A 26712-nucleotide genomic window follows, 5' to 3' on the forward strand; every position below is an offset into this window, starting at 1 on the left:
TGATTTGTTTTACCAAACCATTCCGGGTGGACCCATCCCAGGCTCTCGCGTCACTCAGGACTACATCCTGTAGAGAGAGCCGTGTATGAAAGTGTCCAGTTCTAATGCCAATTTTCAGTCTCAACAGTCTGAAGGTGTCGATAAAGATGTAAAGACCTCTCTGGTCAACAGCGTAGGCGAGCGCAAGGTGAGCCTTGTTCGCTTCAGCGATGGCCGAGTGGAAGTGACCCTGTCGCCGCCGCCGCTTGCACACTTGGTATTGAGTGGCGGTGGGGCGAAGGGGATTGCATTCCCGGGCATGGTCCGGGCGCTTGAAGACCACCAAGCATTGGGCGGCGTAAACGTAATTTCCGGCTCATCCGCAGGGGCGATCTCTGCTGCGTTGCTGGCCAGTGGCATGGATGCCAAGGCCTTTGAAAAGTTGTCGAACAGCGTCAACCTGCCTGAATTGCTGAACAGCAAAACCCCGTTGATTGCCAAGCTGCAGAATGCCAGTGCTGAAATTGGCAAATGGGCGGGGCGCTTGCCTGGGCCTGCCGGCAACATTGCGCAATTACTGTTCACCCTCCTGCCGCGTCTGCAAACCGAAGCGCAACCTCTTGAAGATTTGATTGGCAGTGAAGCGCGCAAGTCGCTGCTGGCACAGATTGCAGGAACATCTCGGGAAAGCCGGCCAGATGAAGTCATGAAGATTGCCGACCGGCTCAGTGCGGGGAAGGGGCCGACTTTTCGCGACATAGAGGTGTTGAGTCGCCACATTCCGGCGGTCAAGCAGCTCAATATCACGGGTACCGGCATGTTCGATGGCCGGCCGCAGTTGGTGGTCTTCAACACCAGCACCACCCCGGAGATGGACATTGTCCGGGCGGCTCATATTTCCGGCTCATTGCCTGGTCTGTTCAAAAGCCCGAAGGAGCAAGGCCACGCCTTTCAGGAGCATGCTGAGCAAACGGCATTTCAGGATGGTGGGCTGCTGGTCAATACACCCTCTTCTGCGGTGATTGATCCGTCTTTTCCAGAAAGCCCCCTGAGCAAGACCGAGTCGCTGGTCGTCAAGTTCGAATCCGATAAGCCGGAGCCTGCAAAGGGAGGCAGCGTTGTGAGTGGCCTGGTCGATACCCTCATTGGTGTCTCGCATGCGGCCGCGGTGGGGTATCAGGAAGACAAGCTCATGGCCCAGGCGGACCAAACCGTCGTGTTACCGCTGAAGTCCGACAAGGGCGATTTTCGCGGCATGCTGGGCGGCACGGTTAATTTCACCATGACCGACGCTCAGAAACAGCATTTGCAGACATCGGCGTGTACGGCGGTAGGCGCGCACCTGGAAAAGCGTGCCGAGCTCCGTGAGCGCTATCCATTTCAGTCATTGGACGACGCTGTATTGGCCATGGACGATGAAATGCTGGCGAGCGTCGAGAATGATCTGAAGAAAGATCCTGCCGCCAAGGATGTGCTGATGTTTCGCCAGAGCGCGCAGCAAGCCATGCAAGCGATGGATGTCGCCATTACCGAAGCCAATCAGGCCAGTGACAAACTGACGGTGACCCCCAAATTGGCGGCGGCGTTGCGTAACCTCGATGCACTGGCGCGGCGTCCCGAGCATTTCGAATGGTTTGGGCGGCGTCTCAATGCAGCCGGCAAGCCCAATTTTCAGCAACTCCTGCAAGTGATGAGCAAGCAGTCACCTGGCAACGCAGAGGCATTGTCGAAGGTTATGACGAGCGCGGTTGCGCAGATGAAAAGGCGCGATCTCGCGGTTAAATCCGAAAATTTCACGCGGGAAGTCATTTACCCGTCGCTTTATCGTCCGGGCCAGCCGGCAGCCAACGTCGAGTTGCTGCGAGGTGCGGCACGTGACTTGGCGGATGCCAAGACGCCACAGGCGTTCAACAACGTGCTCGACGGCATCGTCAAAGACTACCCGGCGAGCAATAAGCCCTGGAGTGCTCCGTTCAGCTCTACCACGGTGGAAGCGGCCAAGGCCTGGCGCATCCCGGTTTAGTTGCATGGTCACTGAACAGCCACCGTCGCGGCGTGTCGTAGCTACAGGCACCCCTCGGACTCTGGAACATCATGGCCACCAACGCAGACGGCAAGACCCCCAACCTGTCGCAGGAAGAGCAACAGGATGTCGACAAGAACCAGCCACCCCGCGCGGCGGTTTTGCATGAAATCATCCGCACCCAGGGCGATCAGGAACTGGAGCGCAGTGTCGCCGCCTTGTGGTGGTCGGCACTGGCCGCCGGGCTAACCATGGGGCTGTCGCTGATGGCGATGGGATTGCTCAACTCGCGCCTGCCGGAAGGCGAAGCCTTCAAGGTGATCGCCAGCTTTGGTTACTGCGCGGGTTTCCTCGCGGTGATCCTCGCGCGCCAGCAATTGTTCACCGAAAACACCCTGACCGCCGTGCTGCCGGTGATGAGTAAACCCACACTGGGCAATGCTGGAAGACTACTGCGGCTGTGGACAGTGGTGCTGGTGGGCAACCTGTGCGGCACCCTGCTGGTGGCGTATGTGATGCTGCACCTGCCGATCTTCGACACCAAGACTGACCTGGCCTTCCTCGAAATCGGGCGCAAGATCATGGAGAACGATGCCGGCCAGATGTTCGCCAAGGGCATTGTGTCCGGCTGGATGATCGCCACCATGGTGTGGATGATCCCCTCCATGGAAAGCGCCAAAATGTGGATCATCATCCTGATCACCTACCTGATGGCCCTGGGTGATTTCACCCATATCGTCGTCGGTTCGGCCGAGGTGTCGTACCTGGTGTTCGCCGGCGAATTGCCGTGGAAGGATTTCTGGCTGGTGTTCGCCGGGCCGACGCTGGCGGGCAACATCATTGGCGGCAGCTTTATCTTCGCGCTGATCAGCCATGCGCAAATCCGCAGCGAGGGCAGTTTGCCGGGTAAAAAGGCTGCGGACCCGAGGCATCCGCAGCAGATCGACAAGGATCAGTGAGCGTCAGGCGTGGCCTGGGGCTCGTCCCGGGTCACGCGCTTGACCAGCTTGCCGATGCTCAACCCCTGCAACAGGATCGACGACAGCACCACAATGTAGGTGATGCTCAGCAGCAGGTCGCGCTCCGGGCCCAGCGGCAGGGCCAACGCCAGTGCCACCGAGACGCCGCCGCGCAGGCCGCCCCAGGTCAGGATGCGGATGGTCCCGCGTGGCACCGTGCGCCAGCGACGCAACAGCAGGATGGCCGGTGCAACCGTGAGCAGGCGCGACAGCAGGATCGCCACGGCCAGCAGGCTGGCGGCGAACACGTGCAGCCAGTTGAATGGCAACAGCAGCAGCTCCATGCCGATCAGCGCAAACAGCAGCGCATTGAGCATGTCGTCGAGCAATTCCCAGAAACCGTCCAGGTAGCGACGGGTCATGTCGTTCATCGCCAGCTTGCGCCCCAGGTTGCCGATGATCAGGCCGGCGACCACCATCGCAATCGGCGCCGAGACGTGCAGCTCAGTAGCCATCGCCGAACCGCCGATGACCAGCGCCAGGGTCAGCATCACCTCGATCTGGTGCTGCTCGATGCTCTTGATCATCAGGTAAACGAGGTAGCCGATCAGGCCCCCGAACACCACGCCGCCAATCGCCTCATGGGCAAACAGCATGGCGGTGGCGCTCACGGTCGGCGTTTCGCCCAACTGTGCAATGCCCAGTAAAACGGTAAACACCACTACCGCCGTGCCGTCGTTGAACAGCGACTCGCCGACGATGGTGGTCTTCAGGGGCTTGGAGGCATTGGCGGTTCGCAGCACACCCAGCACTGCAATCGGGTCGGTGGGGGAAATCAGTGCGCCGAACAGCAGGCAGTAGAGGAAGCTCACGTGCCAGCCAAACAGGGCAAAGATGTAATACGCCAGGCTGCCGATCACCACGGTCGCGATCAATACGCCGAAGGTAGCCAGCAGGCCGATGGGCCAGCGGTAGCTGCGCAGGTCGTTCAGGTTCACGTGCAGGGCGCCGGCGAACAGCAGGAACGAGAGCATCCAGTTCATCAGCAAATCGCCGAAGTCGATCTGGCCGATCAGTTGCTGGATACGTTCCTCCAAGCCTGGGTAGCCGAGAAAGCTCAAGCCTTGCAGGATCAGTGAAAACACCAGGGCCGTGACCATCACGCCGATGGTGGGCGGCAGGCCGATAAAACGGAAATTCACATAGGTGAGCAGGGTGGTGAGGCAAATAAAAGCGGCGACAAGTTCAAGCATCCGGGGTCCTTGGAAGTTGGGTGGGACAGCGTTGATGGGGGATGGACCGCAGCAGCGGCGCGATGTTGCAGGGCTGAGGGCAAATCACCGATAGAACCTTTCCGGGGCTGGCGGCTCATAGCGATAGGTGCGGCTGTGCATATTTAGTGCTAAAACTCTAATTTCTGCCTCGAACTCAAATAACAATCTGAATAAGGAATCAGTGATGACGGTGGCCTTCTGGTGTGTGTTGATCGCAATTTTCCTGCCTTACCTGTGCACGGGGGTGGCCAAGTTCAGCGGTGGCAAGTTCGGCCCTCGGCAGAACCACGATCCTCGCGCGTTCCTGGATACCCTCGAAGGGTTTGCCAAACGCGCCCACAGTGCGCAACTCAACAGTTTTGAAGTCACGCCGGCCTTTGCGGCTGCAGTGATTATCGCGCATTTGGCCGGCACGGCCGAATTGGTGACCATCAATGTGCTGGCCGTGCTGTTTATAACCAGCCGCCTGCTGTACATCATCTGCTACCTGGCGGACTGGGCGATGCTGCGTTCGCTGGTGTGGTTCGTGGGGATGGCGTTGATTGCGAGTTTCTTCTTCGTCTCGATTTGACGGGTTGATGACGATCCCCTGTGGGAGCGGGCTTGCTCGCGAATACGGAGTGCCAGTCAGTACATAGGTGGCTGATACACCGCATTCGCGAGCAAGCCCGTTCCCACATTTTGGATTTTCAGCGTCCCTTAGTTCCCCGCAGGGGCATCCGGCACCTGGGGCAGCGCTGCACCCTTTGGCCACAACATCCAGATCTGCCCCTGCTGCTTCATGTTCCCCGCCAGTTCACCCGCCGCATCGCCGGTGCCCCAGAACAAATCTGCACGCACTTCACCCGTGATCGCGCCACCGGTGTCCTGTGCCGCGACGGGCCGTGCGATTGGCGAACCGTCGGGCTTGGTGGTCGACAGCCACAACAGGCTGCCCAGCGGAATCACCTTGCGATCCACCGCCACGCTGTAGCCGGCGGTCAATGGCACGTTTAACGAGCCGCGCGGGCCTTCGTTACTGTCAGGCCGAGCGCTGAAGAACACATAGCTGGGATTGCTCGCGAGCAGTTCCGGAATGCGCTGCGGGTGTGCCTTGGCCCAGGCGCTGATGGCGCCCATGGTCACGTCTTCTTTCTTCAACTCGCCTTGTTCCACCAGCCAGCGGCCGATCGGGCGGTAAGGGTAGCCGTTCTGGTCACCATAACCGACGCGCAGTTGGCGCCCACCCGCCAGTTGAATGCGGCCCGAGCCTTGGATCTGCAGGAATTGCAGGTCCATCGGGTCCGTCAGCCAGGCAATCGGTTTGGCCGTGGAGCCCTGGCCGTTGATGGCGCTGGCATCGTCGTAGGGCTTGAGCACGCGACCTTCAAGGCGACCGCGCAGGCGCTTGCCCTTGAGCTCGGGGTAGATGCTTTCGAGATTGACGATGATCAGGTCGTCCGGCACGCCGTACACCGGCACGTTGGCGGTGGCGGTCTTGGTCAGGCTGCCGGGGTAGACCGGCTCGTAGTAGCCGGTGATCAAGCCGTTGGGCGTGTTGTCGGCAGAGCGCAGGCCGAACACATCCAGACGCTCCTTGAGGAAGCCCCGCACCGCCGCAGCATTAGCGGGCACGGTCGCAGCGGCTGCGCACGTCGCACCCCAGATCGGGTCCGCCTTGAGGCGTTGGCAGGCGCTGCGCCAGGATTCAAAACCGGCCAGCAGGTCGCTGTCGGACACTGCCGGCAAGGCTTCCCATGGTGCATTCACATAGGTGGCAACGGCGTGGGGTTTGGACGTTTCATCTTTGGCTGTTTCTTTGCCCGCGTCGCAGCCGGCCAGCAGCGCGATCATCGGTAGAGCCCACGCCAGGCGGCGGCTCCAGGTTTTCAAAGTGACATTCATACAAACAATTCCTGAAGCGATTGCCCGCGCCGCAGCGCCTTGGGCAACCCTTATTATTAATAGGGCTATTGGTCTTTGCGGGCGGTGCGAGGATACTGGCCGCCGTTTTCCGTGACCTCGAAGCCACCATGACTTTTAAACGACTGACCGTTGTACTGCTGGCCTGCCTGACCCTGTCCGCCTGTGGCGGCGTTGATCCAAATTCGCCACTGGGCCAGCGCAAGGCGATCTTCAAACAGATGCTCAAGACCGGTGAAGACCTGGGCGGCATGCTGCGCGGGCGTATTCCATTCGACGGCGCGAAATTCGCCGAAGGCGCGGTCAAGCTGGATGCGTTGTCCCATGAACCGTGGAAACATTTTCCAAGCGTGCGTGAAGAAGATCACACCAGCGCCAAGGATGACGTGTGGCAGAAACAGGCGCAGTTCCAGCAACTGGCCCGCAACCTTGAAACGGCCACCGGTGAATTGGTGACCGCCAGCCAGGTGCAGCCTTACAAGGCCAGCAACCTGGGGCCGGCGGTGCAGAAAGTCGAAGATGCCTGCAGCGCCTGCCATAAACAGTTCCGGGACCACTGACCGGGTTTATTCGTCGAGTTCGTCGACAGCGTCCTGCAGTTCCTTGCGGGACTCGGCGAGCTTGTCCTTGCGCTTGTTGATCTTGTCCGCGTCACCTTTTTTCATGGCCTTGTCGAGGTCGGCCTGGCGGCGGCTGACCTCATGCTTGGCGTCGAGCACCTTGTTTTCCCGTTCTTTCTTCAGGGACGCGTCGGTGCAATTGGCGGTGACTTCGCTCAGGGCTTTTTCCAGGCCGGCTTGTTGGGCACTGTTGCCGTGGGCCTTGGCTTGTTCGATCTGGGTGCTGATGGCTTGGCGCTTGGCCGCGCAGCCAGTGAGCTGGGAGGCTTCTTCGGCAGCCAGCAGCGGCGTGGCCATGAAGCTTGCGACGGTCAGCAAGGCAAAGGGGGCTAGAAATTTCATAGGGTGCTCCAAAGTCGCAATCTGATGGTGGAGGGAACAGGTTCAAAAGCCGTCCACCCCCGCCACGCGTAATGTTTCAGCCATGGCCTGTACATGCGGGTCGCGAAAAAAAGCGCTCAATTGCGCCGCGCGGCCCGGGCCGATCCCATCGATGGCCAGCCAGGCCTGGGTGTCTCTGGCGACCAGCGTCTGCCAGTCGCCTTCCAGGTTGTTACGTGCCGCAGGCGGTACACCCAAGGCTTTCAGCCATTGTGCAAAAGGCCGTTGCCGCGCGCTGTGGAGGCCCTCGAGCACTCGTGCGCGGCTGCGATCACCGAAGCCGTCAATGTTAGCAAGCTCTGCCGCATCCAGGGTCAACCAATCGAGAAAGCCTGCGATTAGACCGGCCTGGATCAATACGTTCCAGGTCTCGCGGCCGATATATGGCAAGGCCAGGCCCTGGTTGCCGCTCAGCCAGGTCAGGCGTGCCAGCAACTGCTCCTCGCAACCGGGGTCCAGTTGCCAGCAGCTCAAGGCGTGGAATCTAGCCGGGTTGGGCACTGGCAAGTCCGCCCGGGTGGGGCTGCGCAGGACGACCTCGTCCAGCCGAGGAATAACCTGGCCCGCCAGGCTGATGGAAACCTGGTCGCCCGCGCGGATATCGAGTGCCTGCCAGCGTTTCAATGAGCCAGCGCTCACCCGGCTGATCTGCCGGTCATCCAACCGTACCGGCTCCAATTCCAGCATGGGCGTGATGCGCCCGGTGCGGCCAATCTTGAACTGCACGTTGCGCACCCATGCCAAGGCCTTGGTCACCGGGTACTTCCAGGCGGCTGACCAATAGGGGGCGCTGGCTTGCCAACGCTTGGCAGGTGCGTGTTGTGCCTGGTGCAGCACCACGCCATCGCTGGCAAACGGCAGGGGGTGGTTGTACCAATAGGCGCGCCAGTGCGCGGCTTCGCTGATGTCGCGGATGGGCTGGCTGTAGCGCCGGCTATCGATGAAACCCCAGCGTGCCAGGGTGGCCAGGCGTTCGGTAAACGCTGCCGGGCCTTCCGGCCAGGCCCAAACGAACAAGCCAATGCCAGCGGCGTCGGTGTCGCTCAAATGTTTGCGGTTCATCAACCCGGCCACCTTACTGCGAGCATTGAGCCCGCCGCTTGCTGACTGCACGTGGTCATCGAGACGCCAATAGAGCTCGCCTTGCAGCACCAGGTCGATGGGCTTGGGCAACTGCTGGACAATGCCGGGAATCTTGCGCGCAGAGGCGGACCAGTCGTGGCCTGCTGTTCCATCGCCTCGGCTGATGACCTGTTTCAAGTGCCCCTGTCGATACACCAGGGTCACTGCAACACCATCGACCTTGGGTTGAATCCAGACATCCTGGCGCGTACTTAACCAGGCGTCGACGGCCTGCTCGTCCAGTAGCTTCTCCAGGCCAGTATGGGCAACGGGATGAGACAGGGTTCCGCGTGAACTCGCCAGTGGGTTGGCAGGCGCCGCAGCCGTTTCCGGGAAACACTGGTGCCAATGGGTCAAGCGCTGGCGCGCCTGGTCGTAGAGTTCATCGTTGACGGGGGACTGGCCAAGCCGGTGGTAACTGTCATCCCAGTGGCGGATCTGCTCGGCCAGGGCGCCCACCTGTGAACGGGCTGCATCCGGGCACTCTTCGGCCCACACCCAGAGAGGTAATGCGATGAGTAAAAGGGCAACCAGTAAATGCATCATGAGCATCCTTGCTCGGAAGGGGCGCCCAGCCTAAATGATCCACTCGGCCACAAAAAAGCCCCGACAAGGCGGGGCTTTTTACTGGGTGTTTCTATTTACTTGAACAGACCGCCCAGGGCTTTCACAGCGTCCGGCTTATCGGCCTTGGCTTCCTGTGTTTGCTGCTTGACGTCGGCTTTGGCCTGGGCTTCGGAAAGTTTGTTGCAACCTTTGTTGATCTGGTCCTGGGCCGCTTTAAAGGCCTTCACTTTCAAGGTGTCCTTCTGGGCCTCGGCCGCATCGATCTTGCCTTGCAGGTCGTTGGCTTGCTTCTGGCAGTCGCCGGAGTTGCCGCCACCCAATTGGGCGCCCAGGGCACCACTCAGCGCGCTCAGGTCGGCGGCATTTACCGGCAAGGCGAACAGGCTAAGCAGTAGGGCAGTGGGGGCGAGCGTGGAAATGCGCATGAAAAACCTCAATGTTCGATTGCCCGCACACGTGTGAATCCCGGGCTGGCGCAGGGCAATATCCAAATAAGGTGAAGGGCCCGAGAGGGCGCGGATTCTAGAGGGCCATCATTGGGCCTGCAAGCTTTGGATCCAAAAAGTGTGAAGGTTGTCGCGCCATTTGCGTGGCAATAAAAAGCCCCGCCGGATGCACCCGGCAGGGCTTTTGTGGACCGAATGCGATTACAGGCCGGCGGCAGTGCGCAGGTCGTTGGCGCGGTCGGTTTTTTCCCAGGTAAAGGTGGTGAAGGTGTCGTCGCCGACTGTCTTCTGCGCAGGGGTACGACCAAAGTGGCCGTAGGCTGCGGTTTCCTGGTACATCGGGTGCAGCAGGTCGAGCATGGTGGTAATCGCGTAAGGTCGCAGGTCGAAGATCTCACGCACCAGCTTCACAATCTTGTCATCGCTGATCTTGCCGGTGCCGAAGGTATTCAGCGAGATCGACGTAGGCTGGGCCACACCGATGGCGTAGGACACCTGGATCTCGCAGCGCTCGGCCAAGCCGGCGGCGACGATGTTCTTGGCCACGTAACGACCCGCGTAGGCCGCCGAACGGTCAACCTTGGATGGGTCCTTGCCCGAAAACGCACCACCGCCGTGACGGGCCATGCCGCCGTAGCTGTCGACGATAATCTTGCGACCGGTCAGGCCGCAGTCACCCACCGGGCCACCGATGATGAACTGGCCAGTCGGGTTGATGTGGAACTGGGTGTCCTTGCTCAGCAGTTCAGCCGGCAGCACATGCTTGACGATCAGCTCCATCACGCCTTCGCGCAGGTCGGCGTAGGAGACGTCCGGGTTGTGCTGGGTCGACAGCACGACAGCGTCGATCCCGACGACTTTGCCGCCTTCGTAACGGCAGGTCACCTGGGACTTGGCGTCCGGACGCAGCCACGGCAGCAGGCCGTTTTTACGGGCTTCGGCCTGGCGTTGTACAAGTTGGTGCGAGAAGGTGATCGGTGCTGGCATCAGCACGTCGGTCTCGTTGCTGGCGTAGCCGAACATCAGGCCCTGGTCGCCGGCGCCCTGGTCTTCTGGCTTGGCGCGGTCAACACCCTGGTTGATGTCCGGGGACTGCTTGCCGATGATGTTCATCACGCCGCAGGTCGCGCCGTCGAAGCCGACGTCGGAGCTGGTGTAGCCGATGTCGGTGATCACGTCACGAACGATCTGCTCCAGGTCAACCCAGGCGGTGGTGGTTACTTCGCCAGCGATGATCGCTACACCGGTTTTCACCAGGGTCTCGCACGCCACACGGGCGAACTTGTCTTCAGCAATGATGGCGTCCAGCACCGCATCAGAAATCTGGTCGGCGATTTTGTCCGGATGCCCTTCAGACACGGACTCGGAGGTGAAAAGGGAGTATTCGCTCATCTCGATGTTTTCCTGATATTTACCGATGGTGAGTGTCGCCAGCCGGCCGCTGAAAATGGCGGACCTGGATCTGGAAACCATTACGTAAACCTACATAGAGGCTTTCCCCGGGAACGAGTCCCGCAGCGGTGGCCCAACGGGCCAGATCGTCCTGTTCAAAACCCAACCAGAGATCACCGCAGGCCTCCCTGGCCCAATTCTGGTTGTGGCTGCATAAATCCGTAACCAGCAGGCTACCGCCGGGGTGCAGCAGCCCGGCCATTTGCTTGAGGGCGTCGGCGGGGGCGGCGAAATGGTGCAGCACCATATTCAACACCACGCAGTCGGCCTTGATCGTCGTGCTATTCAGTGCGTCCGCCAACTGCAGGCTGACATTGCCCAGCGCTTCGCGTTCGCACAGCTGGCGCGCCAGTTCGAGCATCGCCGGGCTGTTGTCCAGGGCGGTGACCTGCTGGAAGCGCCGCGCCAGCTCGGGCAAGAAACCGCCATCGCCCGGGCCGACTTCCAGTGCCGTGGCTTCCTCACTGAAGCTCAGCTTGTCCAGCAGCGCCAGTACGCTGTCGCGGTACTGGGGCAAGCCGGCGATCAGGTCCTGCTGCGCACGAAACTTCTCTGCAACCCGTGCGAAAAAGTCCTGGCTCGCGGCAGCGCGTTGCCCATGCACCAGGCCGATGCGCGACTGCACGTCGCCCGGCAGGCTCAGGTTGTCCACTTCTTCGAGCAGGGCGGCGTGCAGCTTGCCGCCGAGCAGTTCGGTGTGGGGCAGGGCGCGGCGGTAGAAAATCGCATTGCCTTCGCGGCGGGTGGCCACCAGGTCAGCCTGTGCCAGTACCTTCAAGTGGTGGCTCATGCCGGACTGGCCGATGGCAAAGATCTGTGCCAGCTCCAGTACGCCGAAGGAATCGTTGGCCAGTGCGCGCAATACGTTCAGGCGCAACGGATCGCCAGCGGCCTTGCACAAGGCTGCCAGTTCATCGCCGTCGTCGGGGCGCAGTGAGGGCACGGGTAGGTTCATAAGGCCAGCAGTCTAGTGATGGGTGGAAATACCCGCAAGGCCAATATCAAAAAGTTTTGATATTGAACGATAAGTGGCGGTTATAAGCAGCCGCTATAACCTCTAGACGAACCCGTTAACCGTTTCTGCAGGCGATTGCCGCCCAAAGCACAGGAAAAACACCTTCAAGTGACTATCTGTCATTGCCCGCAGGCGGTGGCTGAGGGAAAATGCCGGTCCTTTTTTCCGTTTCTTTTATATTCAAACTTCAGGAGATCAGCGATGCCCAGCCGTCGTGAGCGTGCCAACGCCATTCGTGCCCTCAGCATGGATGCCGTGCAAAAAGCCAACAGCGGCCATCCCGGTGCCCCCATGGGCATGGCGGATATCGCCGAGGTCCTGTGGCGTGACTACCTGAAACACAACCCGAGCAACCCGTCGTTCGCCGACCGTGACCGCTTCGTGCTGTCCAACGGCCATGGCTCGATGCTGATCTACTCGCTGCTGCACCTGACCGGCTACGACGTCACCATCGACGACCTCAAGAGCTTCCGCCAGCTGCACAGCCGCACCCCGGGCCACCCGGAATTCGGCTACACCCCAGGCGTCGAGACCACCACTGGTCCCCTGGGCCAAGGCCTGGCCAACGCCGTAGGCTTCGCGCTGGCTGAAAAAGTCCTGGGCGCGCAGTTCAACCGCCCTGGCCACGACATCGTCGACCACCACACCTACGTGTTCCTGGGTGATGGCTGCATGATGGAAGGCATTTCCCATGAAGTCGCTTCCCTGGCCGGCACCCTGGGCCTGGGCAAGTTGATTGCCTTCTACGACGACAACGGCATCTCCATCGACGGCGAAGTCGAAGGCTGGTTCACCGACGACACCCCTAAGCGTTTCGAAGCCTACAACTGGCAGGTGATCCGCAATGTCGACGGCCACGATCCGGAAGAGATCAAGACCGCTATCGACACCGCCCGCAAGAGCGCACAGCCGACCCTGATCTGCTGCAAGACCACCATCGGTTTCGGTTCGCCGAACAAGCAGGGCAAAGAAGACTGCCACGGCGCCCCCCTGGGTGACGCGGAAATCGCCTTGACCCGTGAAGCCCTGAAGTGGAACCACGGCCCGTTCGAAATCCCGGCCGACATCTACGCCGAATGGGATGCCAAGGAAAAAGGCCTGGCCACCGAAGCCGAGTGGGACCAGCGTTTCGCGGCCTACTCCGCCGAATTCCCTGAGCTGGCCAATGAGCTGGTGCGTCGCCTCGCCGGTGACCTGCCTGCCGACTTCTCGGAAAAAGCCTCGGCCTACATCGCCGAAGTCGCGGCCAAGGGCGAGACCATCGCCAGCCGTAAAGCCAGCCAGAACACCCTGAACGCCTTCGGCCCGCTGCTGCCTGAGATCCTTGGCGGCTCGGCTGACCTGGCCGGCTCCAACCTGACCCTGTGGAAAGGCTGCAAAGGTGTCTCGGCTGAAGACGCCAGCGGCAACTACATGTACTACGGCGTGCGTGAGTTCGGCATGAGCGCCATCATGAACGGCGTGTCCCTGCACGGCGGCCTGGTGCCTTACGGCGCGACCTTCCTGATGTTCATGGAATACGCCCGCAACGCCGTACGCATGGCTGCGCTGATGAAGAAGCGCGTGATCCACGTGTACACCCACGACTCCATCGGCCTGGGCGAAGACGGCCCGACGCACCAGCCGGTCGAGCAACTGACCAGCCTGCGTACCACGCCAAACCTGGATTGCTGGCGCCCTGCCGATGCGGTGGAATCCGCCGTGGCCTGGAAGCACGCCATCGAGCGCAAGGACGGCCCTTCGGCGCTGATCTTCTCGCGTCAGAACCTGCAGCACCAAGTGCGTACCGACGCACAGATCGCCGACATCAGCCGTGGTGGCTACGTGCTCAAGGACTGCATTGGCGAGCCGGAGCTGATCCTGATCTCCACCGGTTCCGAAGTGGGCCTGACCGTTCAAGCCTATGACAAGCTGACTGCCCAAGGCCGCAACGTACGCGTTGTGTCCATGCCGTGCACCAGCGTGTTCGAAGCCCAGGACGCCGGCTACAAGCAATCGGTGCTGCCGTTGCAGGTCAGCGCGCGCATTGCCATCGAAGCGGCGCATGCCGACTACTGGTACAAGTACGTGGGCCTGGAAGGCCGCGTGATCGGCATGACCACCTACGGTGAGTCGGCGCCGGCGCCAGCGTTGTTCGAAGAGTTCGGCTTCACCCTGGAAAACATCCTGGGTCAGGCTGAAGAGCTGCTGGAAGACTAAGTCAGTCTGCGTTGTGTGTACTGGCGCCATCGCGGGCAAGCCCGCTCCCACATTTTGACCGCGGTCTGATGTGGGAGCGGGCTTGCCCGCGATGGCGTCAGAACATTCAGCACCGAACGAACCTTGATCGAGAACCCCATGCCCCAACCCCGTCCCTACAAAGTTGCACTCAACGGCTACGGCCGCATTGGTCGTTGCGTCTTGCGTGCGCTGTTCGAGCGAGGGGTGGCGGCCGGGTTTGAAATTGTTGCGATCAATGATCTGGCCGACATGGCCAGCATCGAATACCTGACACGCTTTGACTCCACCCACGGTCGCTTCCCCGGCGAAGTACGAGTCGAAGGCGATTGTCTGCACATTAATGGCAACTGCGTGCAAGTCTTGCGCAGTGCCACCCCCGAAGGCATCGACTGGAAAGCACTGGGCGTCGACCTGGTGCTGGAGTGTTCCGGTGTCTATCACACCCGTGCCGATGGCCAGCGTTTCCTCGACGCCGGCGCGCCGCGTGTGCTGTTTTCCCAGCCGATGGCCAGCGAGGCAGATGTCGACGCCACCATCGTCTATGGCATCAACCAGGATTGCCTGACTGGCGATGAGCTGCTGGTGTCCAACGCGTCCTGCACCACCAACTGCAGCGTGCCGCTGTTGCGCCTGCTGGACCAGGCGATTGGCCTGGACTACGTGTCGATCACCACGATTCACTCGGCAATGAACGACCAGCCGGTGATCGATGCCTATCACCACGAAGACCTGCGCCGTACGCGTTCGGCGTTCCAGTCAGTGATTCCGGTGTCCACGGGCCTGGCTCGCGGTATCGAGCGACTGTTGCCGGAACTTGCCGGGCGAATCCAGGCCAAAGCCGTACGGGTGCCGACGGTGAACGTGTCCTGCCTGGACATCACCATGCAGACCGTCAGCGACACCGATGCGACGGAGGTCAACCGGATCCTGCGCGACGCCGCCACCAGCGGCCCGCTCAAAGGTTTGCTGGCCTACACCGAGTTGCCCCACGCCAGTTGCGATTTCAACCATGACCCGCATTCGGCGATTGTCGATGCCAGCCAGACCCGCGTTTCCGGCCCGAGGCTGGTGAATATCCTGGCCTGGTTCGACAACGAATGGGGCTTTGCCAACCGAATGCTGGATGTTGCGGAACATTATCTGCACATCGCTTCCAAACAACCTCAACAGTAACTCAGGAACTGCGACCCATGACCGTGTTGAAGATGACCGACCTCGATCTGCAAGGTAAGCGCGTACTGATCCGCGAAGACCTCAACGTCCCAGTCAAGGACGGTGTTGTCACCAGCGATGCGCGAATCCTGGCCTCGCTGCCGACCATCAAGCTGGCCCTGGAAAAAGGTGCGGCCGTGATGGTCTGCTCCCACCTGGGTCGCCCGACCGAAGGTGAGTTCTCCGCCGAAAACAGCCTCAAGCCTGTCGCCGACTACCTGAGCAAAGCCCTGGGCCGCGACGTGCCGCTGGTGGCTGATTACCTGGGTGGTGTGGATGTGAAGGCCGGCGACATCGTGCTGTTCGAAAACGTGCGCTTCAACAAGGGCGAGAAAAAGAACAGTGACGAACTGGCCCAGCAATATGCTGCGCTGTGCGATGTGTTCGTGATGGACGCATTCGGCACCGCTCACCGCGCCGAAGGCTCCACCCATGGCGTGGCCAAGTTCGCCAAGGTTGCCGCTGCTGGCCCGCTGCTGGCCGCTGAGCTGGACGCGCTGGGCAAGGCCCTGGGCGCGCCGGCGCAACCGATGGCTGCCATCGTCGCCGGTTCCAAGGTGTCCACCAAGCTGGACGTACTCAACAGCCTGAGCCAGATCTGCAACCAGCTGATCGTCGGCGGCGGCATTGCCAACACCTTCCTGGCCGCAGCCGGTCACCCGGTGGGCAAGTCCCTGTACGAGCCGGACCTGCTCGACACCGCCCGCGCCATCGCCGCCAAGGTCAGCGTGCCGCTGCCGGTGGACGTGGTCGTCGCCAAGGAATTTGCCGAAAGCGCCGAAGCCACCGTCAAGCTGATCGCTGACGTGGCCGCCGACGACATGATCCTGGATATCGGCCCGCAAACTGCCGCCAACTTTGCGGAACTGCTGAAAGCCTCCCAGACCATCCTGTGGAACGGCCCGGTGGGTGTGTTCGAATTCGACCAATTCGGCAACGGCACCAAAGTACTGGCCAAGGCCATCGCCGAAAGCTCGGCATTCTCCATCGCCGGCGGCGGCGACACCCTCGCCGCCATCGATAAATATGGCGTTGCCGACCAGATCTCCTACATTTCTACCGGTGGCGGCGCGTTCCTTGAATTCGTCGAAGGCAAAGTACTGCCGGCCGTTGAAGTGCTGGAAACCCGAGCCAAAGGCTAAGGCTCGTGATCCGGAAAAGGAGTATTCCCATGTTCAAGTCGTTGGCACTGGTGATCGCAGCGGGCCTGTTGGCCGGCTGCGGCAGCACCCCAAACGCGGCGCCGGAGCCTGATAAATCGGGGCCGTCGTCGAAAAAAAGTTGCTACCAGGCTGACTGGCAAGCCGAAACCATGCCGGTGATCAACAAGCGCATCGGCAACGAACGGCTGGAGAAATACGACGCCGCGCCCAACGGTCAGGAACAGGGTTGCCCTTGACGGGTCTGATCAACTGGCGGCCATCGGTCGCCTCACGAGGATTGGCAATGAAAGGCGTTTTCGCCCTGGCAGCCCTGGCCCTATTGGCCGGCTGCAGCAGCATGAACATGTTCGGCAACAAGGCAGAAACTGCCGACAAGTGGACTACTTGGACCTGCGACAGCAAAGCCGAGGTGAACTGGCGCTTTGCTAATCAGGCCAAATCCGAGGTGGATGTCCGTTTGGGCGGTTCCGATCAGGTTTACCGCCTCAAGCAGGACGTTGCCGCCTCGGGCGTGCTGTACAGCAACGACCAGTTGGCGTTTCACACAAAAGGTGAGGAAGGCCTGGTCTACTGGGTAGCCACTGATGATTTGATCGGCCGCGGCTGCAAGGCCCAATAGTCAGATCACTGAAGATCAAATGTGGGAGCGGGCTTGCCCGCGAAAGCGGTGGGCCAGTTGGCGAATTCGGTCTCTGGTACACCGCGATCGCAGGCAAGCCAGCGCCCACATCGATTCGGTTCCAGACTGGAATTTGAGTCAGCCACATCAGCAATAACGATTCAGCAGGCCAGGTGTGTAAAGCCTGGCCTGCAATAACTTGAATAGCAGCCGCCGCTACGGCAGGCTTGCACGATTAACGACCCTCGACCGGGAGAGACAACACAATGGCACTTATCAGCATGCGTCAAATGCTGGACCACGCAGCCGAGTTCGGCTACGGCGTCCCAGCCTTTAACGTCAACAACCTTGAGCAGATGCGCGCCATCATGGAAGCCGCTGACAAGACCGACTCCCCCGTGATCGTCCAGGCTTCGGCCGGTGCGCGCAAATACGCTGGCGCCCCGTTCCTGCGTCACCTGATCCTCGCCGCAATCGAAGAATTCCCGCACATCCCGGTGTGCATGCACCAGGACCACGGCACCAGCCCTGACGTGTGCCAGCGCTCCATCCAACTGGGCTTCAGCTCGGTGATGATGGACGGCTCCCTCGGCGAAGACGGCAAGACCCCGACCGACTACGAGTACAACGTACGCGTTACCCAACAAACCGTGGCCATGGCGCATGCCTGCGGCGTTTCGGTTGAAGGCGAGCTGGGCTGCCTGGGCTCCCTGGAAACCGGCATGGCCGGCGAAGAAGACGGCATCGGCGCCGAAGGCGTGCTGGATCACAGCCAGATGCTGACCGACCCGGAAGAAGCCGCTGACTTCGTGAAGAAGACCCAAGTTGACGCCCTGGCCATCGCCATCGGTACTAGCCACGGTGCCTACAAGTTCACCAAGCCGCCGACCGGCGACGTGCTGGCCATCGACCGCATCAAGGAAATCCACAAGCGCATCCCCAACACCCACCTGGTGATGCACGGTTCTTCCTCGGTGCCGCAAGAGTGGCTGGCGATCATCAACCAGTACGGCGGCGACATCAAAGAAACCTACGGCGTGCCGGTTGAAGAAATCGTCGAAGGCATCAAGTACGGCGTGCGCAAGGTCAACATCGACACCGACCTGCGCCTGGCGTCCACCGGTGCCATGCGTCGCCTGATGGCCACCAACCCGAGCGAGTTTGACCCGCGTAAGTTCTTCGGCGCCACCGTGACCGCGATGCGTGATGTGTGTATCGCGCGCTACGAGGCCTTCGGTACTGCCGGTAATGCTTCGAAGATCAAACCGATCTCTCTGGAAGCGATGTACCAGCGTTATCTGAAAGGCGAGTTGAACGCTAAGGTGAACTGAGCCTCAGGCGTTTAAACAAAAGCCCGCAGCGATGCGGGTTTTTTTGTGGCTGGGATTTGATTAGGCAACTTTAAGTGACAGGAGGCTCGCTAGATGAATCGTTCGCTTCTGTACTAACTGATAGGGGGGGCGGCTGTTTTCTGTACAAGTATAAATAGGCTGCAACTGACACTGACGCTGTTAAAAAAGCCATGCATGCAGTCAAAACAAAAGGCGCTGGGCGACCGCCTGCGATTATTAGCAGTGTGCCTAAGGAAGGTCCAATTATAACGCATAGCATTTGGATACTTCTGAAGGACATGGAGACTCTTCCGATATTTTCAGAAGGGTATAATTGTTGGGGGATTATGTTTGAAGATATTATTAACATCTCATAGCTAAAGCCATTCAAAAACCAAACAAACGGATAGAGGTAGGCTCTACCATGGACTCGGTTGCATTTAAGTCAAGGGTTCAATGACGTCGTGGTACAAATATGGTTTTCGCGGGTGGTCAATGCTAGAAGCGTTGATCGAGGACGCCAAGCATGGCCATGGTGAGGCTACGTTGATTTAGACCGTGGCTGGCAATTACCCTTGCGGCCGATACCGGCGTATGTGATATCTATTGCGCGTTATGAAGCGTTCGGTACTGCTGGCAATGCTTCGAAGATCAAACCGATCTCTCTGGAAGCGATGTACCAGCGTTACCTGAAAGGTGAGTTGAACGCTAAGGTCAATTGAGGCCGGGTGTTGAACTGATTTGAAAGAAACTCGCCGTGAGCGGGTTTCTTTTTTGTCCGGATCTCTACGCCGAGTTCATGTTTACGTTGTGTCAGATGTCACCTATCAAGGACAAATTCCAGATTGGCTTGACCGAAGTCCGGTACAGGTGATACCTGTGACCGTCTTAGACTCAGTGTTGTTACAGTGTTAAGAAGATGCTTAAATAAAATAATAAGATTGGGTTGAGGTTGGCTCTCATATATTGTTTCCGCTTGACTCGTATGGCGACTAGAACGACCCGTTCGTCGCCAGTGAAAAGGGATCCGGTTCAACGGATAACGTAGAGTTTAAAAATATGCCCTGCAGCTGAAAGCTGCAGGGCTAACGGGTGGCGACTTTTATTTTTACTGATCTTGTGAGTCTTTTTGGTAATTAAGAATATTTATGTCGGTTGAGTGCCGGCCGGTTAGGGCATCGAATAAGGTATCGAAGAAGTCCTCAAGGACGCCAAAAAACAAATCAAAACCAATATCTGCCCAATCTATGTCTAACCCAGTGTCGTTTCGGGGAAAGACGGTTTTATATATAACAACTCTCCCGTACATTTCGTTTAGCCACATATTATCATATAGCACTTGGCCTCCCATCGATACTGGTGGATTTTGGCCAATTGGCACGCCACCGGATAATGCACTATTGCAACGATTTGCTGCATCAAAACGTATACTATGGTCTCTACTCTTAGCAATGTTCATAATTGAATCAGGGGTCCAGTAGGTAGCGCAGATGCATGGGCCGATTTTCCCGCTACTGGATGCTGTAGATTTGAGACCGGCAACACGAGTTTTATTAGTGTCCACCAAGAATTTTTTAACGTTAAAATTGTCTTGCCCCACAACTTGCACAACCGCCACATGTTCCATGTTGGACGGCAAGCTGTTCAATTGTTGTTCAACCCATGCTGTTGTTTGCGATTTGGTAAAAAGCATCCCGTTACAAATAGCTGCCCCCTCCATGTAAGCGTCACTTGGCAGCTCGAGCCAGCTTGCGTTTGGATTCCCCCGCGCTCCTGGGACTCCTGGGGGGGGGGCCGGATAAGTCCAAATAACCTCTCTGAGTATTTCTATGTCGGGCGCAACTCCGTTAGGCCAGAGATGGGCTGGAGGAAACGGTTTCGTGGTTTTTTCAAAAAGTCCAAATAGATAGTTTGCCATTTTGATACTCCACTCATTTAGAGTTTAAGAGAATTGATAGGCATAATTTTTCCTTTTTCTCACTTTGATTATTAAGCGGGTTTTATCGTTTGGCACCTGTTAGAAATAACAGTGTTCAATATCTTTTTTTTATAATGGTGGGTTTTTTTAGATAAGGGTGAGCGGATTTGTTGAGTTCTGCTTCTGAATGGTAAGCTGCACACCAAGTTCAACTCAGCCAGAGCGCTTATAAAAATCTGCAGCAAAGCGGACTTTTTTGTGGCTGACGCAAGCCTTGTAGGAGCAACGAGCCAGCTTCTACAGTGGTGAGGGTGGAGAGTCGAAACCTCGGTGTTCAATAACTCGGAACACATCACTTACGTCTTGGATCAAAATGCGTGCGGTATTGGCCACATTGTTCAGGTCGCGCTCGGCGAAGTCCGGCAGGCTGGAGCGGCGATCAGGTTGAGGTGTTCAAGGGCGGCGTTCAGGCGTTCGCGCAGGCAGACGTGGAAATCCCGCAGAGGGGCGGCGCTGTCGATCAAAAGGACGGGGTTATCGGTAGCGTTCTCGGCGCAGGGGTAGAAGCGGCGGGGTGGTAGTTGGTTCTTCATGGCAAACCCTTAACTCAAGAGAAGATTGGCCACCGTTTGCTGCGAAACAAATAGGATGGCGGCTGTGCGCGGGTTCGCAGACCCAGGAGTTAAGACCCGGCAGACCCGAAGGCCTCCCACGTACAACCGCCATAAAAAGCCGAGCATTGGCAGGACTGCCTATGCCGTATTTTGACGGGTACGGCATTAACTCTGTAGGGCTGCGAAACCCTATCGCCATTCAATGCCGGCGACGGGGCGAGCTATAAGCGGCGCTCCGATTCACCGCAACGGCCCTGTAGGACACAGAACCCATGTGGGAGCCGGGCTTGCCCGCGATGACGGTGGGCCAGCCACCGAAAATGTTGCCTGATACACCGCCATCGCGGGCAAGCCCGGCTCCCACATGGATCGTTGGTATATTCAAGAGTGCGAATGATCTATGGGCTCGTTAGGACAAGGCCTACGCAATACTAGGCGATGCTCAATCGTGATCAATATCCAGCTTCGCAAACGTCACCCGCGCGCCTTCCTTGCTGTCCCCGCTGTTGTCCTGCACATACGCCCCCGCCTTGAAGTACAGCGGCTTGGCGCCCCACGCCGCACCAATGCGCTCATTCCATTCTCCATCCGCGGCATACACGCTCAGCAACCCGGCTTTATTGAGGTTGATCACGTAGGTAAAGCTTTTTTCCAGCGGCACATTCGAGGCTATGGTGATCACCCGCCCTTCGCCGTCATCCGGACGCATGCGTACCTTGGCGACAATATTGCCGGTCTGGGTCTTTTCCTTGAATTGATATTCCAGCTTGATCAGCGGCTTCTGGCTGTCATAGGCATGGATCTGCCCAATCACGATTTTGCCGGTGGACGGCACCTGATTCACTTGCAGGGTAGCGCGTAGAAAGTTGTCCGCATCCGAATACGTCCAGTTGCGTAAACGCCCATCGGCGTAGGTCTCACGCAGTTCGCTGCGGGGGTACACGGCATTTTCGGTTCGGGTGCCGGTGACGGGGGTCCAGAATTGCACGTTGCTGCCTTCGGCCTGGAAATATTGGTCTTTGAAGCCATTCATCAGCTTCGGGGTGTCGATGGTGGCGGGCGGGGAGCCGACCGGGATGCTGAGGTTCCAGGTAGATAGGTCGATCATGGCGTAGGCCTTTTTACAGAGGGGTGTAGGCTATGGCCCTTGGGCCAGACAGGTTCTTTATAGGTGGTGTTAACCATCTTGTTAAATGTTTGCTGGCAACTTATTGGCGTCAAGGGAATGTCAAAAAGCCATGTTTCCCATGATCCGTGGGCTTCAGGCACTTACCGTTAGTCGGCTTACTGAAAATTGGCGCAATGATGGCACTGCCATTACTTCTGATTTTTTGGAACCGGGGATAGAGTGAGGCCTCAGCGTTTATCCGGGTTTATCTCAGAAGTGACCGGAGCAGCTCCTTAAGGAAGAGACGTAGCATGGATTGCGCTCCACACCACGGCGATGGCGATTCGGTTCTTTTGGTGGTCGATGACTACCCGGAAAACCTGCTCAGCATGCGCGCACTTTTGCAGCGGGAAGACTGGCAGGTGATCACCGCAGGTTCCGGCCTGGAAGCACTCGAATTGCTGCTGCAGCACGAAGTCGACCTGGTACTGCTGGATGTGAAGATGCCCGGCATGGACGGCTTTGAAGTCGCCCGCCTGATGCGCGGCAGCCTGCGCACCCGCATGACGCCAATCATCTTCCTCAGCGCCAACGCCCAATCACCCGCCGCCGTGCTGGAAGGCTACGCCAGCGGCGCCATCGATTACCTGTTCAAGCCCTTCGACCCGCATATCCTCAAGCCCAAGGTCCAGGCGTTGCTGGAGCACCAGCGCAATCGCCGGGCCTTGCAGCGCCTGAGCCATGACCTGGAGTCTGCGCGCGCCTTTAATGCCTCGGTGTTGGACAACGCCGCCGAAGGCATTCTGGTGGTCAGCGAGGAGGGCGTGATCGAGTACGCCAACCCGGCGATCTCACGCCTGCTGAATGCGAAGATGGATGAGCTGCAAGGCCAAGAGTTCTTGAGCTTCCTGCAAAAACCTCATGTGCCCACGTGGCTCGAATCGCAGATGCACAGCGCTTACCGCCAGAGCGAGACCTGGCGCCTACACGATGCGATCCTGCGCACCGGCCGCGGCCAGCAGGTGCCGGTGGCGTTGTCCTGTGCGCCGTTGCCGGCCGAGCAGAAGGCGATGGTGGTGACCGTGCTGGATATGTCCGAGGTGCACCACCTGCACCAGCAACTGGAGTTCCAGGCCGTCACCGACCCATTGACCGGGTTGCTCAACCGGCGCGGGTTTTATCAGGCGGTGGAGAACACCCTGCTGCGCAGCGAACGGCTGGAGCAATCACTGGTGTTGCTCTACCTGGACCTCGACGGTTTCAAGCGGGTCAATGATTCCCTCGGCCATGACGCGGGCGACCGGGTACTGCGTTGGGTCTCTGAACAATTACAGGGTTGCCTGCGGTCCTACGACATTCTCGGGCGCATGGGGGGCGATGAATTCACCGCGCTGCTGGAGCTGGAGTTCCCCGAGCAGGCGGCGAAGATTGCGGAAAAACTGATCGAACGCGTGTCGATCTGCCAACAGGTGGACGGCCTGGATGTGATGCTCGGCGTCAGCATCGGCATCGCCACCTTCCCGGACTGCGGCTCGGACCTGAACGGCCTGCTGCGCGCGGCTGACATCGCCATGTACGAAGCCAAGCGTGCGGGCCGTCAGCAATATCGCTATTACGATCAGGAAATGAACGGCCGCGCCCGTTCGCGACTGATGCTCGAAGACAGCGTGCGCACGGCGATTCAAAGCAAGGATTTCACCTTGGTCTACCAGCCTCAAGTGGCCTTGGAGGACGGGCGCGTGCGTGGCGTCGAAGCGCTGTTGCGCTGGCAGCATCCGAGTGTTGGTGATGTATCGCCGGGGCTGTTCCTACCGTTGCTGGAAGAAGCGCGGTTGATCAGCCAACTGAGCACGTGGATCTATCAACAAGTCGGCGCTCAGCGCCAGGCGTGGCAAGCCGCCTTCGATGATGAGCTGGTGCTGAGCGTGAGCCTGAGCAGCAACCAGTTCAACATGCCTAACCTGGCCACCCAACTGCAGCAGGTGCTTGAGCGGCATGGGCTACGGGGGCGCCAGCTGGAGGTGGAGATCAGTGAAGACAGCCTGATGAACAACCTGGAAGAGTCGACCAAGCAGCTCAGGTTATTGCGCCAGATTGGCGTGCGCACCGCCCTGGATGACTTCGGCCTGGGCAATTGTTCCCTGGCGCATCTGCGCGACCTGGCGTTCGATACGCTCAAGCTCGACCCGCAATTGGTCGCACGCCTGCCGGGCTCCGCGCGGGATGCAGTGATGGCGCGCAGCATCATCGAACTGTGCGGTCATTTTGATGTGGTGGTCGTGGCCGAGGGCGTGGAGACCCAGGAGCAAGCCCAATGGCTCAAGGCCAATGGGTGCCCGTTCATTCAGGGCCCGCTGGCGTCAGAGCCGCTGATGGTCGAGGAAGTGGCGCACTGGTTTCGCGCTCGCGCGCGCTGAATTCGCTACACTGGCGGCCATCCAAGCCCTGTTGCAGACCCCATGACCGCGCTGAAATACCTCCAGGCCTATCCCGCCACCCTTCAGGAGCAAGTGCGCCAGCTGATCGCCAAGGACCAGTTGGGTGCCTACCTGGAACAGCGATACCCCGAACGCCACGCCGTGCAAAGCGACAAGGCCTTGTATGCCTACGCCCTGGCCTTGAAGCAGGAGCACCTGCGCAACGCGCCGGCGATCGACAAGGTGCTGTTCGATAACCGCCTGGACCTGACCCATCGCGCCCTCGGCCTGCACACCACGATCTCGCGGGTGCAGGGCGGCAACCTGAAGTCCAAGAAAGAGATCCGCATTGCCGCACTGTTCAAAGAGGCGGCGCCGGAGTTCCTGCGCATGATCGTGGTACACGAACTGGCGCACTTCAAGGAGTCGGACCACAACAAGGCGTTCTACAAACTCTGTGAGTACATGATGCCGGGCTACCATCAGGTGGAATTCGACCTGCGGGTCTACCTCACGTACCGCGACCTGCAGGGCAAACCCTGACCGCACAAGGCGACCGACCATGGATGTGAGCAAGACCAAGAGCAGCTTTTATCGCCGCCTGTATGTGGCCTACCTGATCGACAGCGGCCAGGCCAGCAGTGTGCCGGCGTTGACTGAGGTGACGGGCATGCCCCGGCGTACGGCCCAGGATACGATTGCGGCCTTGGCCGACTTGGATATCGTCTGCGAGTTCGAGCAGGAAGACGGCGCCCGCAACCATGCCGGGTGTTATCGGATTCGCAGTTGGGGGGCGATAGATCGGCGGTGGATCGAGGTGAATCTGGTTTCGGTGAAGCAGGTGTTGGGGTATCCCTGAAGGTCAGTGGTGGGTGACCCGGCGCTATCGCGGGCAAGCCCGCTCCCACATTTGGACCTGTGGATGCGTTCAAATGGGGGAGCGGGCTTGCCTGCGATGAGGCCCTCAGTCGCGGCGCATGCCGATGTGCGGAATATCATCCTCAAGGTATTCCTCACCCGCCACTACAAAACCATACCGCCCGTAGTACCCCTGCAAATGCGCCTGGGCTGACAGGAATATCGGCGTCTGCGGCCAGATTTCGGCAATCTGCTTGAGTGTTTCTTCCATCATCCGATGCCCCAGCCCGGTGCCGCGCGCGACCGGCGCTACAATTACCCGGCCGATCACCACATCACCGCCCTGGGACTCTGGGTCCAGCAGGCGCAGGTAAGCGACCAACTGGTCGTCCTGCCAGGCCATCAGGTGATGGGTGTCGCCTTCCAGGTCCTGCCCGTCGAGATCCTGGTAAACGCATTTCTGCTCAACGACAAACACCTCGTTGCGCAAGCGCAGGATGGCGTAAAGCTGTTCCTTGCCGAGGTCATTGTGATGTTTGCAGACCCATTCAACTGTCATGGCGTGTTCTCTTATAAATGTCTGTTCACGATAGTAAGCGCAGCCGGCGGCGCTGTCTAAATCAGCTATTTTTGTGAGTGAAATCAAATTGCCATCATTGAGTGCGTTCGGCGCCGGTTTCTTTGTGTAATCTGAGCTACTGTTAGGACCTCGGGCCCCGCCTGAGCCAAGGCTACCGCCTGCCTGCCAAGGACTTTGAGCATGCCGCGATTGACTCGTGCCGTTGCTTTGATTGGAGTGTTGCTGCTGGCCCAGCCGGCATTCGCACAGCGTTTGCGCCTGGTAGCGGACGCCTGGCCACCCTTTACCGATGCGACCCTGATCAACGGCGGGCTGGCCACCGACATCGTCAGTACAGCCCTGGCCCGCGCCGGTTACGCTAGTGATTTCGAACAGGTGCCCTGGGCCCGGGCACTGATGGGCGTGGGTGACGGACGTTATGACGTGCTGGTCAACGCCTGGTACGACGATGCCCGCACCCAGTTGGGGCAGTTCTCTGGCGAATACCTGCTCAACCGCGTGCGCTTTCTCAAGCGTCGCGACGATCCCATCGAGTACCAGAACCTCGGGCAACTGCACGACTACCCCATCGCCGTGGTGCGTGGGTATGCCTATTCGGCGGCGTTCGATGGGGATGCGCAGTTGCAGAAGGTGCCGGTGCATAACTTCGCCATGGCCGTGCGCATGCTGGCGGCGCAGCGCGTGCGGCTGACGGTGGAGGATGAGTATGTGGCGCGCTATTACTTGTCGCGCGAGTCGGCACGCGTGCGCAACTCGGTGGAGTTTTTACCCACGCCGTTGAGTGAAAACAGCCTGCATATCCTGGTAAGTCTGAAGAACCCCGAGCACGCGCAGATTGTTGCCAGCTTTGACCGGGAGATTGCGAAGATGAAGGCGGATGGCAGTTATGCGCGGTTGATGAAGCAGCATGGGATGTAGTGCGCTTACCGGCG

At 59.3% G+C, this 26712-nt stretch carries 25 protein-coding genes and 2 pseudogenes; 15 read left to right on the plus strand and 12 right to left on the minus strand.

Going from position 1 to position 26712, the window contains the following annotated elements:
- Positions 1 to 85: 85 nt before the first annotated feature.
- Together KHP07_RS11850 and KHP07_RS11855 are read left to right on the plus strand one after the other, a co-directional pair.
- Positions 86 to 2002 (plus strand): patatin-like phospholipase family protein, encoded by a 1917-nt coding sequence (locus KHP07_RS11850; protein WP_214497230.1) that lies wholly within the window; start codon positions 86 to 88, stop codon positions 2000 to 2002.
- Between the two features lie 71 nt (positions 2003 to 2073).
- Positions 2074 to 2961 (plus strand): formate/nitrite transporter family protein, encoded by an 888-nt coding sequence (locus KHP07_RS11855; protein WP_078050527.1) that lies wholly within the window; start codon positions 2074 to 2076, stop codon positions 2959 to 2961.
- Here the strand turns inward: KHP07_RS11855 and KHP07_RS11860 are convergent.
- A complete protein-coding gene (locus KHP07_RS11860) occupies positions 2955 to 4214 on the minus strand; it encodes a cation:proton antiporter (RefSeq protein WP_078050526.1) in 1260 nt (419 codons plus the stop codon). The genes KHP07_RS11855 and KHP07_RS11860 overlap by 7 nt on opposite strands.
- A gap of 205 nt (positions 4215 to 4419) precedes the next feature.
- On the opposite strand from KHP07_RS11860, the gene KHP07_RS11865 reads away from it, so the two are divergent.
- Positions 4420 to 4806 carry an MAPEG family protein gene (locus KHP07_RS11865; RefSeq protein ID WP_010207167.1) on the plus strand — a complete coding sequence of 129 codons (387 nt, stop codon included), beginning with the start codon at positions 4420 to 4422 and terminating at the stop codon, positions 4804 to 4806.
- Positions 4807 to 4934: 128 nt separating this feature from the next.
- Here the strand turns inward: KHP07_RS11865 and mltA are convergent, their stop codons facing one another.
- Positions 4935 to 6119, minus strand: coding sequence for a murein transglycosylase A (gene mltA / locus KHP07_RS11870; protein ID WP_078050525.1), 1185 nt, complete (start codon positions 6117 to 6119; stop codon positions 4935 to 4937).
- 128 nt (positions 6120 to 6247) lie between these two features.
- Between mltA and KHP07_RS11875 the strand changes: the two genes are divergently transcribed.
- Entirely contained in the window at positions 6248 to 6697 is a 450-nt protein-coding gene (locus tag KHP07_RS11875) for a c-type cytochrome (protein WP_078050524.1), read from the plus strand.
- A gap of 6 nt (positions 6698 to 6703) precedes the next feature.
- Here the strand turns inward: KHP07_RS11875 and KHP07_RS11880 are convergent, their stop codons facing one another.
- The 5 genes from KHP07_RS11880 to KHP07_RS11900 all read right to left on the minus strand — a co-directional run bounded on the left by KHP07_RS11880 (position 6704) and on the right by KHP07_RS11900 (position 11680).
- A complete protein-coding gene (locus tag KHP07_RS11880) occupies positions 6704 to 7099 on the minus strand; it encodes a DUF1090 domain-containing protein (protein WP_078050523.1) in 396 nt (131 codons plus the stop codon).
- Positions 7100 to 7141: 42 nt separating this feature from the next.
- Positions 7142 to 8806, minus strand: a complete 1665-nt coding sequence (gene ligB / locus KHP07_RS11885) for an NAD-dependent DNA ligase LigB (protein WP_214497231.1) — start codon at positions 8804 to 8806, stop codon at positions 7142 to 7144.
- A gap of 95 nt (positions 8807 to 8901) precedes the next feature.
- Complete coding sequence (locus tag KHP07_RS11890; protein ID WP_214497232.1) at positions 8902 to 9252, minus strand: hypothetical protein; 351 nt, start codon at positions 9250 to 9252, stop codon at positions 8902 to 8904.
- 222 nt (positions 9253 to 9474) lie between these two features.
- Positions 9475 to 10665, minus strand: coding sequence for a methionine adenosyltransferase (gene metK / locus KHP07_RS11895; RefSeq protein WP_034109862.1), 1191 nt, complete (start codon positions 10663 to 10665; stop codon positions 9475 to 9477).
- 19 nt (positions 10666 to 10684) lie between these two features.
- A complete protein-coding gene (locus tag KHP07_RS11900) occupies positions 10685 to 11680 on the minus strand; it encodes an ArsR/SmtB family transcription factor (protein ID WP_078050520.1) in 996 nt (331 codons plus the stop codon).
- A 261-nt stretch (positions 11681 to 11941) separates the two neighbouring features.
- On the opposite strand from KHP07_RS11900, the gene tkt reads away from it, so the two are divergent.
- The 6 genes from tkt (at position 11942) to fba (ending at position 18285) form a co-directional block, all read left to right on the plus strand.
- Positions 11942 to 13939: a transketolase gene (gene tkt / locus KHP07_RS11905; RefSeq protein WP_028618256.1), complete on the plus strand. Its 1998-nt coding sequence runs from the start codon at positions 11942 to 11944 to the stop codon at positions 13937 to 13939.
- A gap of 138 nt (positions 13940 to 14077) precedes the next feature.
- Positions 14078 to 15133: an erythrose-4-phosphate dehydrogenase gene (gene epd, locus KHP07_RS11910; protein ID WP_099493097.1), complete on the plus strand. Its 1056-nt coding sequence runs from the start codon at positions 14078 to 14080 to the stop codon at positions 15131 to 15133.
- Positions 15134 to 15150: 17 nt separating this feature from the next.
- A complete protein-coding gene (locus tag KHP07_RS11915; protein ID WP_025857657.1) occupies positions 15151 to 16314 on the plus strand; it encodes a phosphoglycerate kinase in 1164 nt (387 codons plus the stop codon).
- Between the two features lie 29 nt (positions 16315 to 16343).
- Positions 16344 to 16571, plus strand: a complete 228-nt coding sequence (locus tag KHP07_RS11920; protein ID WP_078050519.1) for an outer membrane protein assembly factor BamD — start codon at positions 16344 to 16346, stop codon at positions 16569 to 16571.
- Positions 16572 to 16618: 47 nt separating this feature from the next.
- Positions 16619 to 16954, plus strand: a complete 336-nt coding sequence (locus KHP07_RS11925; protein ID WP_078050518.1) for an MliC family protein — start codon at positions 16619 to 16621, stop codon at positions 16952 to 16954.
- 266 nt (positions 16955 to 17220) lie between these two features.
- Positions 17221 to 18285, plus strand: coding sequence for a class II fructose-bisphosphate aldolase (fba, locus tag KHP07_RS11930; RefSeq protein ID WP_003177554.1), 1065 nt, complete (start codon positions 17221 to 17223; stop codon positions 18283 to 18285).
- A 70-nt stretch (positions 18286 to 18355) separates the two neighbouring features.
- Here fba and KHP07_RS29745 read toward each other — a convergent pair whose 3' ends face one another.
- Positions 18356 to 18676, minus strand: a complete 321-nt coding sequence (locus KHP07_RS29745) for a hypothetical protein (protein WP_352152400.1) — start codon at positions 18674 to 18676, stop codon at positions 18356 to 18358.
- A 208-nt stretch (positions 18677 to 18884) separates the two neighbouring features.
- On the opposite strand from KHP07_RS29745, the pseudogene KHP07_RS11935 reads away from it, so the two are divergent.
- A pseudogene (locus KHP07_RS11935) lies at positions 18885 to 19007 on the plus strand (fructose-1,6-bisphosphate aldolase); the annotation flags it as partial.
- A gap of 386 nt (positions 19008 to 19393) precedes the next feature.
- Here KHP07_RS11935 and KHP07_RS11940 read toward each other — a convergent pair.
- The 3 genes and pseudogenes from KHP07_RS11940 to KHP07_RS11950 all read right to left on the minus strand — a co-directional run bounded on the left by KHP07_RS11940 (position 19394) and on the right by KHP07_RS11950 (position 21925).
- Entirely contained in the window at positions 19394 to 20203 is an 810-nt protein-coding gene (locus KHP07_RS11940) for a hypothetical protein (protein WP_214497233.1), read from the minus strand.
- A gap of 297 nt (positions 20204 to 20500) precedes the next feature.
- A pseudogene (locus KHP07_RS11945) lies at positions 20501 to 20796 on the minus strand (fructose-bisphosphate aldolase).
- Positions 20797 to 21259: 463 nt separating this feature from the next.
- The gene (locus KHP07_RS11950; protein ID WP_214497234.1) at positions 21260 to 21925 is read right to left on the minus strand and encodes a polysaccharide lyase family 7 protein; all 666 of its coding nucleotides are present in this window, start codon (positions 21923 to 21925) and stop codon (positions 21260 to 21262) included.
- 311 nt (positions 21926 to 22236) lie between these two features.
- Here KHP07_RS11950 and KHP07_RS11955 point away from each other — a divergent pair, with 311 nt between their 5' ends.
- From KHP07_RS11955 to KHP07_RS11965, 3 genes are read left to right on the plus strand one after another with little or no spacing between them, the layout of a single operon-like run.
- Positions 22237 to 24342, plus strand: a complete 2106-nt coding sequence (locus tag KHP07_RS11955) for a putative bifunctional diguanylate cyclase/phosphodiesterase (RefSeq protein WP_214497235.1) — start codon at positions 22237 to 22239, stop codon at positions 24340 to 24342.
- A gap of 42 nt (positions 24343 to 24384) precedes the next feature.
- The gene (locus KHP07_RS11960) at positions 24385 to 24885 is read left to right on the plus strand and encodes a M48 metallopeptidase family protein (protein ID WP_078050514.1); all 501 of its coding nucleotides are present in this window, start codon (positions 24385 to 24387) and stop codon (positions 24883 to 24885) included.
- Between the two features lie 19 nt (positions 24886 to 24904).
- Positions 24905 to 25201 (plus strand): winged helix-turn-helix domain-containing protein, encoded by a 297-nt coding sequence (locus KHP07_RS11965; RefSeq protein WP_078050513.1) that lies wholly within the window; start codon positions 24905 to 24907, stop codon positions 25199 to 25201.
- 105 nt (positions 25202 to 25306) lie between these two features.
- Here the strand turns inward: KHP07_RS11965 and KHP07_RS11970 are convergent, their stop codons facing one another.
- Complete coding sequence (locus KHP07_RS11970; protein ID WP_099493089.1) at positions 25307 to 25759, minus strand: GNAT family N-acetyltransferase; 453 nt, start codon at positions 25757 to 25759, stop codon at positions 25307 to 25309.
- A 201-nt stretch (positions 25760 to 25960) separates the two neighbouring features.
- Here KHP07_RS11970 and KHP07_RS11975 point away from each other — a divergent pair, with 201 nt between their 5' ends.
- Positions 25961 to 26698 carry a substrate-binding periplasmic protein gene (locus KHP07_RS11975; protein WP_214497236.1) on the plus strand — a complete coding sequence of 246 codons (738 nt, stop codon included), beginning with the start codon at positions 25961 to 25963 and terminating at the stop codon, positions 26696 to 26698.
- Positions 26699 to 26712 lie beyond the last annotated feature (14 nt).

Origin of the sequence: Pseudomonas sp. VS40 (genome assembly GCF_018587885.1) — a bacterium.
In the GTDB taxonomy this organism is placed as follows: domain Bacteria; phylum Pseudomonadota; class Gammaproteobacteria; order Pseudomonadales; family Pseudomonadaceae; genus Aquipseudomonas; species Aquipseudomonas pergaminensis.

What these genes read in the sequence shown, in the direction of transcription:
- KHP07_RS11850 (WP_214497230.1), top strand. Translation starts at nt 86, where the DNA reads ATGAAAGTGTCCAGTTCTAATGCCAATTTTCAGTCTCAACAGTCTGAA.
- KHP07_RS11855 (WP_078050527.1), top strand. Translation starts at nt 2,074, where the DNA reads ATGGCCACCAACGCAGACGGCAAGACCCCCAACCTGTCGCAGGAAGAG.
- KHP07_RS11860 (WP_078050526.1), bottom strand. Translation starts at nt 4,214, where the DNA reads ATGCTTGAACTTGTCGCCGCTTTTATTTGCCTCACCACCCTGCTCACC.
- KHP07_RS11865 (WP_010207167.1), top strand. Translation starts at nt 4,420, where the DNA reads ATGACGGTGGCCTTCTGGTGTGTGTTGATCGCAATTTTCCTGCCTTAC.
- mltA (WP_078050525.1), bottom strand. Translation starts at nt 6,119, where the DNA reads ATGAATGTCACTTTGAAAACCTGGAGCCGCCGCCTGGCGTGGGCTCTA.
- KHP07_RS11875 (WP_078050524.1), top strand. Translation starts at nt 6,248, where the DNA reads ATGACTTTTAAACGACTGACCGTTGTACTGCTGGCCTGCCTGACCCTG.
- KHP07_RS11880 (WP_078050523.1), bottom strand. Translation starts at nt 7,099, where the DNA reads ATGAAATTTCTAGCCCCCTTTGCCTTGCTGACCGTCGCAAGCTTCATG.
- ligB (WP_214497231.1), bottom strand. Translation starts at nt 8,806, where the DNA reads ATGATGCATTTACTGGTTGCCCTTTTACTCATCGCATTACCTCTCTGG.
- KHP07_RS11890 (WP_214497232.1), bottom strand. Translation starts at nt 9,252, where the DNA reads ATGCGCATTTCCACGCTCGCCCCCACTGCCCTACTGCTTAGCCTGTTC.
- metK (WP_034109862.1), bottom strand. Translation starts at nt 10,665, where the DNA reads ATGAGCGAATACTCCCTTTTCACCTCCGAGTCCGTGTCTGAAGGGCAT.
- KHP07_RS11900 (WP_078050520.1), bottom strand. Translation starts at nt 11,680, where the DNA reads ATGAACCTACCCGTGCCCTCACTGCGCCCCGACGACGGCGATGAACTG.
- tkt (WP_028618256.1), top strand. Translation starts at nt 11,942, where the DNA reads ATGCCCAGCCGTCGTGAGCGTGCCAACGCCATTCGTGCCCTCAGCATG.
- epd (WP_099493097.1), top strand. Translation starts at nt 14,078, where the DNA reads ATGCCCCAACCCCGTCCCTACAAAGTTGCACTCAACGGCTACGGCCGC.
- KHP07_RS11915 (WP_025857657.1), top strand. Translation starts at nt 15,151, where the DNA reads ATGACCGTGTTGAAGATGACCGACCTCGATCTGCAAGGTAAGCGCGTA.
- KHP07_RS11920 (WP_078050519.1), top strand. Translation starts at nt 16,344, where the DNA reads ATGTTCAAGTCGTTGGCACTGGTGATCGCAGCGGGCCTGTTGGCCGGC.
- KHP07_RS11925 (WP_078050518.1), top strand. Translation starts at nt 16,619, where the DNA reads ATGAAAGGCGTTTTCGCCCTGGCAGCCCTGGCCCTATTGGCCGGCTGC.
- fba (WP_003177554.1), top strand. Translation starts at nt 17,221, where the DNA reads ATGGCACTTATCAGCATGCGTCAAATGCTGGACCACGCAGCCGAGTTC.
- KHP07_RS11940 (WP_214497233.1), bottom strand. Translation starts at nt 20,203, where the DNA reads ATGGCAAACTATCTATTTGGACTTTTTGAAAAAACCACGAAACCGTTT.
- KHP07_RS11950 (WP_214497234.1), bottom strand. Translation starts at nt 21,925, where the DNA reads ATGATCGACCTATCTACCTGGAACCTCAGCATCCCGGTCGGCTCCCCG.
- KHP07_RS11955 (WP_214497235.1), top strand. Translation starts at nt 22,237, where the DNA reads ATGGATTGCGCTCCACACCACGGCGATGGCGATTCGGTTCTTTTGGTG.
- KHP07_RS11960 (WP_078050514.1), top strand. Translation starts at nt 24,385, where the DNA reads ATGACCGCGCTGAAATACCTCCAGGCCTATCCCGCCACCCTTCAGGAG.
- KHP07_RS11965 (WP_078050513.1), top strand. Translation starts at nt 24,905, where the DNA reads ATGGATGTGAGCAAGACCAAGAGCAGCTTTTATCGCCGCCTGTATGTG.
- KHP07_RS11970 (WP_099493089.1), bottom strand. Translation starts at nt 25,759, where the DNA reads ATGACAGTTGAATGGGTCTGCAAACATCACAATGACCTCGGCAAGGAA.
- KHP07_RS11975 (WP_214497236.1), top strand. Translation starts at nt 25,961, where the DNA reads ATGCCGCGATTGACTCGTGCCGTTGCTTTGATTGGAGTGTTGCTGCTG.